The organism is Pseudarthrobacter sp. TE9888 (assembly GCF_056279345.1).
This window is the reverse complement of sequence record NZ_JBWBRD010000002.1, coordinates 2,419,524-2,434,392: the sequence shown is the minus strand read 5'-3', so window position 1 is coordinate 2,434,392 and position 14,869 is coordinate 2,419,524. Positions and strand designations below refer to the sequence as shown.

8 protein-coding genes and 3 rRNA genes are annotated in these 14,869 nt (G+C 62.8%); 1 reads left to right on the top strand and 10 read right to left on the bottom strand.

Annotated features, from left to right (window positions below):
- Window positions 1-24 precede the first annotated feature (24 nt).
- The 8 genes from ACZ9J7_RS11940 to ACZ9J7_RS11905 all read right to left on the bottom strand — a co-directional run bounded on the left by ACZ9J7_RS11940 (window position 25) and on the right by ACZ9J7_RS11905 (window position 12,886).
- On the bottom strand, window positions 25-1,788 hold the full coding sequence (locus ACZ9J7_RS11940) for an acetyl/propionyl/methylcrotonyl-CoA carboxylase subunit alpha (protein WP_476209616.1): 1,764 nt from the start codon (window positions 1,786-1,788) through the stop codon (window positions 25-27).
- Window positions 1,781-3,451, bottom strand: coding sequence for a 5-oxoprolinase subunit B/C family protein (locus ACZ9J7_RS11935; protein WP_476209614.1), 1,671 nt, complete (start codon window positions 3,449-3,451; stop codon window positions 1,781-1,783). Before ACZ9J7_RS11935 ends, ACZ9J7_RS11940 begins: the two co-directional genes overlap by 8 nt.
- Before the next feature lie 2 nt (window positions 3,452-3,453).
- Complete coding sequence (locus ACZ9J7_RS11930) at window positions 3,454-4,212, bottom strand: LamB/YcsF family protein (RefSeq protein ID WP_476209612.1); 759 nt, start codon at window positions 4,210-4,212, stop codon at window positions 3,454-3,456.
- Between the two features lie 413 nt (window positions 4,213-4,625).
- Window positions 4,626-4,742 (bottom strand): 5S ribosomal RNA (rrf, locus tag ACZ9J7_RS11925).
- Window positions 4,743-4,911: 169 nt separating this feature from the next.
- Window positions 4,912-8,040, bottom strand: a 23S ribosomal RNA gene (locus ACZ9J7_RS11920).
- Between the two features lie 480 nt (window positions 8,041-8,520).
- Window positions 8,521-10,044 (bottom strand): 16S ribosomal RNA (locus ACZ9J7_RS11915).
- The 16S, 23S and 5S rRNA genes sit together here, the layout of an rRNA operon.
- A gap of 648 nt (window positions 10,045-10,692) precedes the next feature.
- Window positions 10,693-11,445: an excalibur calcium-binding domain-containing protein gene (locus ACZ9J7_RS11910; RefSeq protein WP_476209610.1), complete on the bottom strand. Its 753-nt coding sequence runs from the start codon at window positions 11,443-11,445 to the stop codon at window positions 10,693-10,695.
- Window positions 11,446-11,512: 67 nt separating this feature from the next.
- Window positions 11,513-12,886 (bottom strand): GmrSD restriction endonuclease domain-containing protein, encoded by a 1,374-nt coding sequence (locus tag ACZ9J7_RS11905; RefSeq protein WP_476209608.1) that lies wholly within the window; start codon window positions 12,884-12,886, stop codon window positions 11,513-11,515.
- Between the two features lie 281 nt (window positions 12,887-13,167).
- Here ACZ9J7_RS11905 and ACZ9J7_RS11900 point away from each other — a divergent pair, with 281 nt between their 5' ends.
- Window positions 13,168-13,560, top strand: a complete 393-nt coding sequence (locus tag ACZ9J7_RS11900) for a VOC family protein (RefSeq protein WP_476209606.1) — start codon at window positions 13,168-13,170, stop codon at window positions 13,558-13,560.
- A gap of 45 nt (window positions 13,561-13,605) precedes the next feature.
- On the opposite strand, the gene ACZ9J7_RS11895 is transcribed toward ACZ9J7_RS11900, so the two are convergent.
- Window positions 13,606-14,211: an SOUL family heme-binding protein gene (locus ACZ9J7_RS11895; RefSeq protein WP_476209604.1), complete on the bottom strand. Its 606-nt coding sequence runs from the start codon at window positions 14,209-14,211 to the stop codon at window positions 13,606-13,608.
- A gap of 71 nt (window positions 14,212-14,282) precedes the next feature.
- Window positions 14,283-14,732 carry a DUF3592 domain-containing protein gene (locus ACZ9J7_RS11890; protein WP_476209602.1) on the bottom strand — a complete coding sequence of 150 codons (450 nt, stop codon included), beginning with the start codon at window positions 14,730-14,732 and terminating at the stop codon, window positions 14,283-14,285.
- Window positions 14,733-14,869 lie beyond the last annotated feature (137 nt).

Sequence of the window (14,869 nt, the reverse complement as noted above, 5' to 3'; positions counted from 1 at the left end):
CGCGCCACTGCGCCGGCATCCCGCCTACCCGATACTGGTAAGCACCTGGCCGGGCGCGACGGCCTCCCCCGCCGCAGCGAACTGCTCGCCGAGCGTGCCGGTACGGTGGGCGGCGACGGCCGTTTCCATCTTCATGGCCTCGAGCACCAGCACCGTCTCACCCTCCTCGACGCTGGACCCGGGCTCAGCCAGCCACTTGACCACGGTGCCGGCCATGGTGGCCAGCAGGTCGCCGTCGTTCCTTTCCGCTTCTTCCCCTGCCTTCTGCTGCGGAGCGTCCGCGTCATCCCGGCCGGCGGCTCCCCGGCGGCCGCCGTCCAGCAGCGAATCCAGGAGCGCCTTGGGCAGCCCCAGTTCCATGCGCTTGCCGTCCACCTCGATGCCGATGGTGCGGCGGGGCTCCTCCGGGGCGGCGGGGCTGAAGGCAGGGTCCGCCGCCAGTGCCGCGGCGAATTCGCTCTCGATCCAGGTGGTGTAGATGTCCAGCCCACCGTCGCGGGTGAAATCAGGGGCCTCCACCACGGCCCGGTGGAACGGCAGCACGGTGGCCAGACCGCCGATGCGGAACTCGCGCAGGGCGCGGCGGGCGCGGCGCAGGGCCTGCTGCCGGTCCGCGCCGGTGACCACCAGCTTGGCCAGCAGGGAGTCGAACTGCCCCGGCACCACGGAGCCGGCGCGGACACCGGTGTCCACGCGGATCCCGGACCCGGTCGGCACTTCGAACTCCGTGACGGCACCCGGGGACGGCAGGAAGCCGCGGCCCGGATCCTCGGCATTGATCCGGAACTCGAACGCGTGGCCCCGCGCTTCCGGGTCCTCCAGGATGGGCAGCTTCTCCCCCGCCGCGATGGCCAGCTGGGCTGCCACCAGGTCCACGCCCGAGGTCTCCTCCGTGATGGGATGCTCCACCTGCAGCCGGGTGTTCACCTCCAGGAAGCTCAGGAAGCCGCTGCCGTCCAGCAGGTACTCCACAGTGCCGGCGCCCACATAGCCGGCCTCGCGGCAAATGGCCTTGGCCGAGGCGTGGATGGCCGCCCGCTGGTCGGGGGTGAGGAACGGCGCGGGAGCCTCCTCGACGAGTTTCTGGTGCCGGCGCTGGAGCGAGCAGTCGCGGGTGCCCACCACCACCACGTTGCCGTGGGTATCGGCGATGACCTGGGCTTCCACGTGGCGGGGCCGGTCCAGGAATTTCTCCACGTAGCACTCGCTGCGGCCGAAGGCGGCCAGGGATTCACGGACGGCGGAGTCGAAGCTTTCCTCGATATCGGCCTGGTTCCGGACCACCTTCAGGCCGCGGCCGCCGCCGCCGAAGGCAGCCTTGATGGCGACGGGGAGCCCGACCTGCTCGGCGAACGCGCGGACCTCGGCGGCGCTGGCCACCGGGCCGTCGCTTCCCGGGGCAAGGGGGGCGCCGGCGCGGACGGCCACTTCGCGGGCGCTGACCTTGTCGCCCAGGAGCCGGATGGTTTCCGGGGACGGGCCGATCCAGGTCAGGCCGGCGTCGATGACTGCCTGGGCGAAGCCGGCGTTTTCGGACAGGAAGCCGTAGCCGGGGTGGACGGCGTCGGCGCCGCTTTTCACCGCAATGGCGAGGATTTTTTCAATGTCCAGGTAGGTGTCCTGGGGCCTGGAGCCGGGCAGCGCGTACGCCTCGGTGGCGGCGGAAACGTGCAGTGCATCGGCGTCGGGATCGGCGTAGACGGCCACGCTTTCCAGGCCTGCATCGTCGCAGGCCCGGGCGATCCGGACGGCAATCTCGCCGCGGTTGGCAATGAGGACTTTACGCATGGGGGCTTTCCTTAGGTGTTTCGGGCAGTTCTGCCGGGAGCATGGCGGCGAACCGCACGGTGGTGCCCGGGGGAAGTTGGGCGGCTTTGTCCAGGTCTGCGTGGACGACGACGGCAATCACCGGATACCCGCCGGTCACCGGGTGGTCGGAGAGGAACAGGACGGGCTGGCCTTCCGGGGGTACCTGCACGGCGCCGCGGACGGTTCCTTCGCTGGCCAGTTCGCCGTCCCGGCTGCGGGTGAGGGCGTGGCCGTTCAGCCTGAGTCCGATCCGGTTCGACTGTGGCGTGACGGTCCACTCCCGTCGAAGGAACTCCTGCAGGGTTTCGCCGCTGAACCAGTCCTGCCGGGGTCCGGGGACCACGCGCAGCACGGTGGCTTTTTCCCGGTCCGGGAGGGGCGAGACCTCGGGGTGGCCCACGATGCTCCCGGGCTTGGGAGTCCGTACGGGCAGGACGGCGCCCGCCTGAAGCGGTTCAGGGCCGATGCCGGACATGGTGTCGGTGGAACGGCTGCCGAGGGCTGCGGGTCCGCCGAGTCCGCCCCGGACCCCTACGTAGGAGCGCAGCCCTGCCGTGGGGGTGCCGACGGTCAGTCGCTCCCCTGCCAGGAGGGCAAAGGGGGCGTCGCACGCGGGGTGGCGTACTACCGTCGTCCGCTTTTCTTCCCCAGCCCTCTGCTCGTCTGGGGGCGTGATCTCCAGCGGAACGGCTGCGCCGGTGACGGCAAGGACCTGGTCGCTGCGGGCCACGAGTTCCAGTCCGCCGAAGAGGAGTTCGATGCCGGCGTCACCTTCGCCGTTGCCCACGAGGCGATTGGCGCGGCGGAGGGCTCCACGGTCCATGGCGCCGGCGCTGCTGACGCCAAGGGACGCGTAGCCGGGGCGGCCGAGGTCCTGGATGGTGGACTGAAGGCCGGGTTTGCGGACGACGAGGCCTTCGGTGGCGTGTTCTTCTGTTGATGTCGCGCCGGTAATGGATTGTTGGTGGTTCGTCACGGTCGCCTGGGCACGGATCGCGTTGAACCGGACGGTGTCCCCGGGCCGGACCAGCGCGGGCCTTTCCCGGCCCAGGTCCCACATGGCTGCAGCGGTCCGGCCGATCAGTTGCCAGCCGCCCGGGGACTGCCGGGGGTAGACGGCCGAGTAGGCGCCGCCCAGGGCAACGGCTCCCGCGGGGACGGCAGTGCGCGGCGAGCGGCGGCGGGGAACCTCCAGGGTGGAATCCTGGCCGGTGAGGTAGGCGAATCCCGGGGCGAAGCCGGCGAAAGCCGCGGTCCACAGCTGGCCCGTGTGCGCTGCCACCACTCCCCCACGGTCGAGCCCGGTGAGGGCTGCCACCTCATCCAGGTCCTCGCCGTCGTACACCACATCGATGGTGACCAGCGTGCTCTCGGCCTCCGCGGGCGCCTCCAGGTCCAGGCCGCGGACGTGCACGGCCAGGGCCTGCGCCGCTTGCGGCGAATCAGCGGTGACCATCACAGTTCCTGCGGCGGCAATGACGTCGATCTGGCCCGGCTGCGGATGTGCGGTGAGCTGCGCCTGGAGGCTGAGGACAGCGTCCAGGGACGGCAGCTCCACCAGAATGGCCCGGTCCCCTGCGGGGCGGATCCCGGTCAGGCCGGCATGTGGGGTTGATTGAGCCTCGTGCTGCTGAGCGGTCATGGCTAAGCGAAGCTCTGGATCTGGATGCCGGCGTCCACCAGTGCGGCGCGGACGGCAGCGGCTATGGCCACGGACCCGGGAGTGTCACCGTGCAGGCAGATGCTGTCGGCCTTGACGGGGACGAGGGATCCGTCGATGGCACGGACCACGCCGTCGGTTGCCAGGCGCAGGACGTGCTCGACGACGTCCGCCACCTCGTGCAGCACGGCGCCTGGTTCACGGCGGGAGACCAGGGTGCCGTCCGGATTGTAGGCCCGGTCGGCGAAGGCCTCGGCCACGGTCCGCAGTCCGGCAGCTTCGGCCTGGCGCTGGATCTCGGAGTTCGGGAGCACCATCAGGGGCAGCGTGGGGTCCACGGCGAGGATCGCTGCGACCACGGCGCCGGCCTGCTTGGGGTGGTTCACGATGGTGTTGTAGAGGGCGCCGTGGGGCTTGACGTAGCGGACGGCGGTTCCTGCTGCGAGGGCTACTGCCTGGACCGCGCCAATCTGGTAGACGACGTCAGCAGTCAGCTCTTCCGGGGTCATGTCCACGAAGCGGCGGCCGAATCCCGCCAGATCGCGGTAACCGGGGTGGGCGCCAACGGTGACGCCGGCCTTCACAGCAGCCTGGCAGGTGGCCATGATGCCGACGGGATCGCCCGCGTGGAAGCCGCAGGCGACGTTGGCGCTGGATACACTTTCGAAAATGGCGGCGTCATCGCCGAACGACCAGTTCCCAAAGGACTCGCCGACGTCGCTGTTCAGGTCGATGCTGGGCATTGTGATCTCCGTCTCGGATGGGTGTCCTTCAAGAATGCCCTAAAAAGACGGATTGTTCAACAATCCGTCATCGTCGTTACGAAACTCTCCGCGACGCGGCATCATGTCCTGCCCCTTTTCCCCCAACGCGGTATCACATCCTGCCCCTTTTCCCCCAACGCGGTATCACATCCTGCCCCTTTTCCCCCAACGCGGTATCACATCCTGCCCCTTCTCCCCGAACAGCATCACATGCTGTCGGGTAGTGGGCGGGAAGTGATGGCGGGTCCGAGGAATCCGGGCAGGATGTGATGGCGCGTTGGGGCACTGGCCTGAGGGTTTCCCTGGGACGGGGTTCCGCTCGCTGCGGCGTGGGGAGGGGTTAAATGTCGAAGGGCCCTGACGTTCCTTGTCAGGGCCCTTCTGTAATGATGTTCCGGCGGTGACCTACTCTCCCACACCCTCCCGGGTGCAGTACCATCGGCGCTGTGGGTCTTAGCTTCCGGGTTCGGAATGGGACCGGGCGTTTCCCCCACGCTATGACCGCCGTAACCCTTGTACCCGAACCCCGCAGGGTTGGGAAATCTTGTGGTTACAACGTCCCTGCCTGTGGGCAGGGGGTGGTGTTGTATTTAGTTGTTGGTTCCTGCCGTGCCCCGTGTGTTGACGGGGTTGTTGGTTGGGAACCACATAGTGGACGCAAGCAGAATGTTTTTCTGTGTGGTGTAAGTTGTTGGCCTATTAGTACCGGTCAGCTTCACGAGTCGTTAGTCCTCGCTTCCACATCCGGCCTATCAACCCAGTGGTCTGGCTGGGGGCCTCTCACACATAAATGTGTATGGAAATCTCATCTTGAAGCGAGCTTCCCGCTTAGATGCTTTCAGCGGTTATCCCATCCGAACGTAGCTAATCAGCGGTGCACTTGGCAGTACAACTGACACACCAGAGGTTCGTCCGTCCCGGTCCTCTCGTACTAAGGACAGCCCTTCTCAAATTTCCTGCGCGCGCAGCGGATAGGGACCGAACTGTCTCACGACGTTCTAAACCCAGCTCGCGTACCGCTTTAATGGGCGAACAGCCCAACCCTTGGGACCTACTCCAGCCCCAGGATGCGACGAGCCGACATCGAGGTGCCAAACCATGCCGTCGATATGGACTCTTGGGCAAGATCAGCCTGTTATCCCCGAGGTACCTTTTATCCGTTGAGCGACGGCCATTCCACAATGTACCGCCGGATCACTAGTCCCGACTTTCGTCCCTGCTCGAGATGTCTCTCTCACAGTCAAGCTCCCTTGTGCACTTACACTCGACACCTGATTGCCAACCAGGCTGAGGGAACCTTTGGGCGCCTCCGTTACTTTTTAGGAGGCAACCGCCCCAGTTAAACTACCCATCAGGCACTGTCCCTGACCCGGATTACGGGCCGAAGTTAGATGTCCAAAGTGACCAGAGTGGTATTTCAACGATGACTCCACCCGAACTGGCGTCCGGGCTTCAACGTCTCCCACCTATCCTACACAAGCCACTCCGAACACCAATACCAAACTATAGTAAAGGTCTCGGGGTCTTTCCGTCCTGCTGCGCGTAACGAGCATCTTTACTCGTACTGCAATTTCGCCGAGTTTATGGTTGAGACAGCGGGGAAGTCGTTACTCCATTCGTGCAGGTCGGAACTTACCCGACAAGGAATTTCGCTACCTTAGGATGGTTATAGTTACCACCGCCGTTTACTGGGGCTTAAATTCTCAGCTTCGCCGTGAGGCTAACCGGTCCTCTTAACCTTCCAGCACCGGGCAGGAGTCAGTCCGTATACATCGTCTTGCGACTTCGCACGGACCTGTGTTTTTAGTAAACAGTCGCTTCCCCCTGGTCTCTGCGGCCCCGATCCCCTCCCGGACGCGTAGTCCGTTCAAGGTTGGGGCCCCCCTTCTCCCGAAGTTACGGGGGCATTTTGCCGAGTTCCTTAACCATAATTCTCTCGATCGCCTTAGTATTCTCTACCTGATCACCTGTGTCGGTTTGGGGTACGGGCGGCTAAAACCTCGCGTCGATGCTTTTCTCGGCAGCATAGGATCACCAAATCCCCCCAAACGGGGGTCCCATCAGATCTCAGGCACCATGAGTGGCGGATTTGCCTACCACTCGCCCTACATCCTTAGACCGGGACAACCATCGCCCGGCTCGGCTACCTTCCTGCGTCACACCTGTTAATACGCTTGCCTCCCAGGATCAGGTCCCGCGCTCCACCAAAACCCTTCACCCACAAGGGGTGTCGGGCAGGTCTCGGGCGGTTAGTATCCCCTGTTCAACATGGACGGTTTTTCGCCGGTACGGGAATATCAACCCGTTGTCCATCGACTACGCCTGTCGGCCTCGCCTTAGGTCCCGACTTACCCAGGGCAGATTAGCTTGACCCTGGAACCCTTGATCATTCGGCGGACGGGTTTCTCACCCGTCTTTCGCTACTCATGCCTGCATTCTCACTCGTGTAGGCTCCACCACTGGTTTACACCGCAGCTTCACTGCCCACACGACGCTCCCCTACCCATCCACACTCCTGAACCACGAAGGCTAGGAACATATGTGAATGCCACAACTTCGGCGGTGTACTTGAGCCCCGCTACATTGTCGGCGCGGAATCACTTGACCAGTGAGCTATTACGCACTCTTTTAAGGGTGGCTGCTTCTAAGCCAACCTCCTGGTTGTCTGGGCAACTCCACATCCTTTCCCACTTAGCACACGCTTAGGGGCCTTAGTTGGTGGTCTGGGCTGTTTCCCTCTCGACTATGAAGCTTATCCCCCACAGTCTCACTGCTGCGCTCTCACTTACCGGCATTCGGAGTTTGGCTGACGTCAGTAACCTTGTAGGGCCCATTAGCCATCCAGTAGCTCTACCTCCAGCAAGAAACACGCAACGCTGCACCTAAATGCATTTCGGGGAGAACCAGCTATCACGAAGTTTGATTGGCCTTTCACCCCTACCCACAGCTCATCCCCTCCATTTTCAACTGAAGTGGGTTCGGTCCTCCACGACGTCTTACCGTCGCTTCAACCTGGCCATGGGTAGATCACTTCGCTTCGGGTCTAGATCACGCCACTCACACGCCCTATTCAGACTCGCTTTCGCTACGGCTGCCCCACACGGGTTAACCTCGCGACGTAACACTAACTCGCAGGCTCATTCTTCAAAAGGCACGCCGTCACCAGAATCAGACTGGCTCCGACGGATTGTAAGCACACGGTTTCAGGTACTGTTTCACTCCCCTCCCGGGGTACTTTTCACCTTTCCCTCACGGTACTGGTCCGCTATCGGTCATTAGGGAGTATTTAGGCTTATCAGGTGGTCCTGACAGATTCGCACGGGATTTCTCGGGCCCCGTACTACTTGGGATACTCTCACAGGCGGTACAAACACATTACGGTTACGGGACTAACACCCTCTCTGGCCGGCCTTTCAAAACCGTTCACCTATGCGCGCACATCACACCCCACCAGCCCGGCAGAACTGGTATGGAAAGTCCCACAACCCCGACCATGCAACGCCCGCCGGCTATCACACATGGAACGGTTTAGCCTGATCCGCGTTCGCTCGCCACTACTAACGGAATCACTATTGTTTTCTCTTCCTGCGGGTACTGAGATGTTTCACTTCCCCGCGTTCCCCCCACGCACCCTATGTGTTCAGGTACGGGTCACCAAGTCACTCGCGCGCTTGGCGGGGTTTCCCCATTCGGACACCCTGGGATCACAGTCCGGTTATCGACTCCCCCAGGCTTATCGCAGATTCCTACGTCCTTCTTCGGCTCCTAATGCCAAGGCATCCACCGTGTGCTCTTAAAAACTTGACCACAAAGATCAAAAACAAAAAACACTCGAGAGAACCACAGAAACTGCCCCGCACACCCAAAAGGCACACGAACCAGATCCAGGTTCATATTCTTGGAAATTGCTTCTTATACAAGATGCTCGCGTCCACTATGTAGTTCTCAAACAACAACCCCACACCACACACCCCACACACAAAACGCGCGCAGACCGTCATGACAGGGAAACCAGAAACAAACAAACCCGGGACCTAAACCCCGGCCCTGTTGCCTCAGGACCCAACAGTGTGCCAAACACTACCCGGAACACCAGACCACACAACGTTCCTGAACCCCCGAAGGAATCCGTACTGATCAATGGTCCGTGCCACCAGGCACCTATTTGTTGATATTCCACCCATGAGCACCCGCCGCAGGACAATCGCCTGCGCAACGGGCTTGCTTCCTGACAACACCACCACACAAACCATGCGGCTTGGCGGGGTTGTTGTAGGTGCTCCTTAGAAAGGAGGTGATCCAGCCGCACCTTCCGGTACGGCTACCTTGTTACGACTTAGTCCCAATCGCCAGTCCCACCTTCGACAGCTCCCTCCCACAAGGGGTTAGGCCACCGGCTTCGGGTGTTACCAACTTTCGTGACTTGACGGGCGGTGTGTACAAGGCCCGGGAACGTATTCACCGCAGCGTTGCTGATCTGCGATTACTAGCGACTCCGACTTCATGGGGTCGAGTTGCAGACCCCAATCCGAACTGAGACCGGCTTTTTGGGATTAGCTCCACCTCACAGTATCGCAACCCTTTGTACCGGCCATTGTAGCATGCGTGAAGCCCAAGACATAAGGGGCATGATGATTTGACGTCGTCCCCACCTTCCTCCGAGTTGACCCCGGCAGTCTCCTATGAGTCCCCACCATCACGTGCTGGCAACATAGAACGAGGGTTGCGCTCGTTGCGGGACTTAACCCAACATCTCACGACACGAGCTGACGACAACCATGCACCACCTGTAAACCGACCACAAGGGGGGGACCTGTTTCCAGATCTTTCCGGTTCATGTCAAGCCTTGGTAAGGTTCTTCGCGTTGCATCGAATTAATCCGCATGCTCCGCCGCTTGTGCGGGCCCCCGTCAATTCCTTTGAGTTTTAGCCTTGCGGCCGTACTCCCCAGGCGGGGCACTTAATGCGTTAGCTACGGCGCGGAAAACGTGGAATGTCCCCCACACCTAGTGCCCAACGTTTACGGCATGGACTACCAGGGTATCTAATCCTGTTCGCTCCCCATGCTTTCGCTCCTCAGCGTCAGTTAATGCCCAGAGACCTGCCTTCGCCATCGGTGTTCCTCCTGATATCTGCGCATTTCACCGCTACACCAGGAATTCCAGTCTCCCCTACATCACTCTAGTCTGCCCGTACCCACCGCAGATCCGGAGTTGAGCCCCGGACTTTCACGGCAGACGCGACAAACCGCCTACGAGCTCTTTACGCCCAATAATTCCGGATAACGCTTGCGCCCTACGTATTACCGCGGCTGCTGGCACGTAGTTAGCCGGCGCTTCTTCTGCAGGTACCGTCACCTTGCGGCTTCTTCCCTACTGAAAGAGGTTTACAACCCGAAGGCCGTCATCCCTCACGCGGCGTCGCTGCATCAGGCTTGCGCCCATTGTGCAATATTCCCCACTGCTGCCTCCCGTAGGAGTCTGGGCCGTGTCTCAGTCCCAGTGTGGCCGGTCACCCTCTCAGGCCGGCTACCCGTCGTCGCCTTGGTAGGCCATTACCCCACCAACAAGCTGATAGGCCGCGAGTCCATCCAAAACCACAAAAGCTTTCCACCAACCACCATGCGATGGAAGGTCATATCCGGTATTAGACCCAGTTTCCCAGGCTTATCCCAGAGTCAAGGGCAGGTTACTCACGTGTTACTCACCCGTTCGCCACTAATCCACCCACAAGTGGGCATCATCGTTCGACTTGCATGTGTTAAGCACGCCGCCAGCGTTCATCCTGAGCCAGGATCAAACTCTCCGTTGAAGTAAAACAGACACAACCAAAACCACCGGAAATAACGGCGACAAAGGCTGCACAAAATTTGAAACCAGCTAAAAACACCAAACCACACCACAGGGGCGGCACGATTCGGCACAATCAACCAATTACATACATAATCGGTATCAACAAACTTGGCACACTATTGAGTTCTCAAACAACAGACACACCCGGCACCACCCAAACACTCACGTTCAGGATCGCTCCGGAGCAACTTTTCAAACCTACCCGATCCCGCCCGGCTTTGCAAACCACGTTTCCGTGTCTCAAAACCTCCAGGATCAGCCCCCACCCACCAACAGCACGCACAAAAGGCGAACCATTTTCCAGGCCGTTCAAAAGGGGGTTGGTCGCTATTTTTCCGCTTCAGCGGCGGCGACTCAGAAAACAATACCCGCACACAACCCCCACCGCAAATCGGGTGGAAGGAGGTGGGGAACCCGCGGAATTCCGGGGCAAAACCGGCGTTCCGGGCACCCAGGCAGCCTGTCGGCGCCGTAATTCCGCTGTGTGTGCTGCCGCACACTGCGCCGCCGCGGCCATGACTGTCGCCGTACCCACTAACCGAACGAGCTGTGGACGCCTCCGCAAACGGGAAGCGTCCACAGCTCGCCTTAGTCCTGCCCGCGCCGGCTAACGCTCGCAGGCAACACCGTCGCCATCACGGTCAAGAGAGGAACTGTATCCGGGCTGACCTCTGTACAGCGGGGCGGCGCCAGCATTCTTCGCTGCGGTGCAGTTGGCGTAGTAGGCAGTGGCAGGTGCCTGGGCTGGAGCCGGGGCCGGAGCCTTGGCTGCCTGCTGCGCTGCTTGCTGCTCGGCGGCGGCCTTGGCAGCTGCGTCCCGCGCGGCCTGGTCTGCTGCAGCTTTTGCTGCAGCAGCCTGGTCGGCGGCGGCCTTGTCAGCCGCGGCTTTTTCAGCAGCTGCCTTCGCGGCTGCAGCCTGTTCGGCGGCAGCCTTGTCAGCCGCGGCCTTCTCGGCAGCCGCCTTCTCCGCAGCAATTTTGTCGAGCGACTTCACGCCGAGGCGAACGGTGGAACCCTTGGCCGCTGTGGCGCCGCCGGCAGGATCCTGCGTCATCACCTGCCAGTTCTTCTCCATCATGATGCTCTTGCCGTCCACGATGTCCTTGGCCTCAACCTTGAAGCCGAGACCTTTGAGCTTCTCCGTGGCCTTGTCCAGGGTCAGGCCCACCACACCTGGAACGGAGACAGACGCCTCAGCGGTGGCGGTGGCGGTGGCGGTGGACGTGGCGGCGGATGCCGGTTCGACGGATGCCTGTTTGCCGCCGCAGCCGGTCAACAACAGGCCGGCCAGGACGGCCAGCGCCAACGATTTTTTCAGCCGTCCGGTGCCCGGGTGGTCGGCGTACAGGTTGTTGTTCATGATTCCCCCTAGGAATGCGATGTGGTGGTGATGCAGTTGGGCCGAGGCCCGAGGAAAGACCCGGCGGCTACTCGCAGGCGACGCCGTCGGAATCACGGTCCAGTGCGGGCCGGTAACCGGCTTGCCCGGCGTAAAGCGGCGCGGCTCCTGCAGCCCTCGCCGCCGCGCAGTTGGCGTAGTAGGCAGCAGCAGGTGCCGGAGCGGCAGGCGCAGGTGCCACGGGCGCCGGTGCAGCAGGAGCAGGGGCGACGGCAGCAGGTGCCGGTGCGGGTGCTGCCGGAGCCGGCGCAGGTGCCGGCGCAACGGCGGCCGGTGCCGGGGCAACCGCCACGGGAGCCGGCGCCTGCTGGTTGGTCGGTGCCAGCTGCCCGGCGCAGTCGCCCAGGATCCGGGCAATTGCATCGTGTTCCGCCTGGGTGACCCACAGCCCGTATGTCGCCTTCAAGGAAACCTGCCGGGCAACGTAGTCACAGCGGAAGCCCTTGTTCGGCGGCAACCAGGTGGCCGCATCGCCGTCGCCCTTTTGCTGGTTGGTGGGCCCGTCCGTGGCCTGCAGGTTCAGCGGATCGTTGGCGAACGCCGTCCGCTGCTCGGCGGTCAGCTGCTGCGCGCCCTTCTGCCAGGCGTCGCTCAAGGCCACCACGTGGTCGATCTGGACGGCACTGCTGGTGGCCGAACCCCTGACAAAGCTGATGGTCTTGCCCGTGTAGGGGTCGGCCAGGGATCCCGACTGCACCTTGCACGGCACACTGTTCGTGTACGAAACGCCGGTGAGGTCGCGTTTGAGGATGTCGTTGCGCGTATCGCACCCGTTCCGGTCCACGTCTGCCCACGCCTGGCCGAACTGTGCGCGGTCATACCCCGTCTTCGGCGCCCGGCCCTTGATCGGCAGGGTTGCCAGTACGTCCAGCGCCTTGCTTGCGTACGCCGGCTGCGCATTGGGCGCAGCCGCGGTCGCACCGGCGGCAAGAACGCTTGGATTCTCCGGGTCCAGCGGCTCCCCGGTGTCCGTCGTCGTGGCAGTTGGGGTGGCCGACGGCGATGCCTCGGCTGTCGCCGTCGGGCTCGCTTTCGCCGTCGTCGCTTTGGCAGTGCTTTCCGAGGAGGCTGCCTCCAGGTCCGCGCCGGCAACGCGCGGCAGCGCGACAGCGCCACCGATGAACAGCGCCAGAGCGGCGGCGATTGCGACGGCGCCGGCCTTGCGTTTCGCGGGCAGCCAGGCCCAGGAGCGCCGTCCGGTGAGAAGAACGTAGAGACCTGTAAGGGCAGTTGAAATGCCCAGGATAATAAGTGCTCCCCCAATGCCGCCGCTCAGCGCTCCCAACAGCATGAAAAGCCCGGTAATTACGGCCACAACGAAAGTGGAAAAGCGCGGTTTCCGTGGCGGCTTCGGCGCCGGCGCGGAAGGAACAAACCCCAAAAGGGTGTCGTAGTCGGACATTCATTTCCCCACATACAGGGGGCCAGAGAAGGATGCCCCCGCAATCCCGGGCCTGCTGCATAGCCCGATAAACTCGTCACCGCCGAGCTTATTTGCCCTGCAGAGCCGTTTACGCGACCTTTAGCGATCCTCAGCCAACATTCAGGCAGTCTTGAGGGAACCTTGAGGAAAGCCCGTCGCAATACGCCTGACCGGCTTAATAAATGCAGGGCACTCGAAAGTAGTAAATCGATCTGCAAATGCCGTTCCCTGGCGTCGTGCCCAAGGCTAGAGTGGCCTCCATGCAAATGCGCCTTGAGGTTGTACAGGTCCCGGTTTCCGACGTCGACAGATCAAAAGCGTTTTACACGGACAAGCTGGGATTCGTCCTTGACCACGATGTGGAACATATTCCGGGCATGCGCGTCGTCCAGCTGACGCCCCCTGGCTCTGCCGCGTCGGTGGTCATCGGCACCGGAATGACCTCCATGACCCCAGGCAGCCTCGAGGGCCTGCAGCTGGTTGTCCCGGACATCGCCGGGGTCCGTAGCGAGCTGGTGGACCGCGGCGCGGATATCAGCGAGATCCAGGACCTGGGCGGTGTCCTGTTCGCCTACTTCAGCGACCCCGACGGCAACCGCTGGGTCATGCAGGGCCAGACCCAGGCCCACGTCCGGGACGCACACAAGGCGTAGGAAGGGCTGGCCCGACGCGAACGGGTGTCCGCAGCGGGAAAGCCGCTACCCGGACGCGGGCGCCGCATCACCCGGAGGGAGCTCCAGCACATCCTGGACCACCTCGTTGTGCCGCAGGAACCAGGGTTTGAAGGGTGGATCAAAGCGGGCGAACCTCGGCGCTCCCACAGGCGACAGGCCGGCCAGGGTGAGCGCAGCCTGCAGCCCGTTGTTGCGCCGCTCAAAGGCCGATGCCGAACCGCTGCCCGAGAAGCCCAGCACCGCGGCGAGGGAACCGGGCACCGCCCGCACTGTGACCCTGGGATCGGTGGGCACGGGAGCGGTGTCGGCACTCACGCCGGCCGGCAGGACAAAGGCCACTGCGAATTCCGCCTGTTCCCCGGACCCAGGCAGCAGTCCGCTCTGGAGTACCGGTGCGGTCATGGCGAGCTTCTGGCCTCCCGCTTCCTGGATCACGGGGGCGGTCATCGCCAGTTTCTGCCGGGCAGTGTTGTTGCCGCTGATGTAGTTGAAGAGGTACCGGAAGGCGGCATTGCCTGCGCGGTCAAAATCGGCCGTCACCTTTACCTCGGCGACCACATAATCGGGATACCGGCGCAGCTCGAAGTGAGGATAGCGCCGGACCAACTTAAAGGGCTGCTGTTCAGTCATGGTGCGCACAGCCTACGCCCGTCATGCTGGAGCGGACAGGCCAGCGCTCCGGTGTGATAGCACCGCCCCGGCTAGACCACCTGCTGCGTTCGGCGCCGCCGCGACTTGGCCCGCAGAACAGCACTGCCCACCAGAATGACGAACAGGAGGCCCAGAACGCCGAAGATGACCGTGAGGACAACCCCGGCGCCGCGCAGCCAGACGCCGTCGCTCTCATAGCCGGGCACAATGGCCCGCCCAGGATCATTTTCCGCATAAACGACGGTAACGCTGCTGCCGACCTCGGGATACTGATCGTGGTCCACGGCGGCGAAGGTCCGGTGGACCGCTCCGTCCGCGGCAGGGAATTCCACCTGCATCCTGCGTTCGGACGCCTTGGTGACATCGTCGAAGTGGACGATCGTTCCGGTCGCCTGGACACCTGAACGGGCGAGCTCCTCGTCGGCGTTGATCATAAAGCTGCCCACGCCGATCATAATGGGCCCCAGGAAGAGCACCAGCACCGTCACCGCCAGGTTCAATCTCCCCTTCCACGACAGCGGGGGTTTAGGGTTTCCGTCTGTTCTGCGCCCAATCACGGCTCCCATTGTGCCGGAGCTGTCAGCAAAACCACACCTCGATCCATTGCCTGCAGCAACCAATGCGGGCATAATAGTTA

Bases quoted from the DNA above. Each gene is read 5' to 3' on its own strand.
- ACZ9J7_RS11895 (WP_476209604.1), bottom strand. From the start codon at position 14,211: ATGACTGAACAGCAGCCCTTTAAGTTGGTCCGGCGCTATCCTCACTTC.
- ACZ9J7_RS11910 (WP_476209610.1), bottom strand. From the start codon at position 11,445: ATGAACAACAACCTGTACGCCGACCACCCGGGCACCGGACGGCTGAAA.
- ACZ9J7_RS11930 (WP_476209612.1), bottom strand. From the start codon at position 4,212: ATGCCCAGCATCGACCTGAACAGCGACGTCGGCGAGTCCTTTGGGAAC.
- ACZ9J7_RS11905 (WP_476209608.1), bottom strand. From the start codon at position 12,886: ATGTCCGACTACGACACCCTTTTGGGGTTTGTTCCTTCCGCGCCGGCG.
- ACZ9J7_RS11940 (WP_476209616.1), bottom strand. From the start codon at position 1,788: ATGCGTAAAGTCCTCATTGCCAACCGCGGCGAGATTGCCGTCCGGATC.
- ACZ9J7_RS11900 (WP_476209606.1), top strand. From the start codon at position 13,168: ATGCAAATGCGCCTTGAGGTTGTACAGGTCCCGGTTTCCGACGTCGAC.
- ACZ9J7_RS11935 (WP_476209614.1), bottom strand. From the start codon at position 3,451: ATGACCGCTCAGCAGCACGAGGCTCAATCAACCCCACATGCCGGCCTG.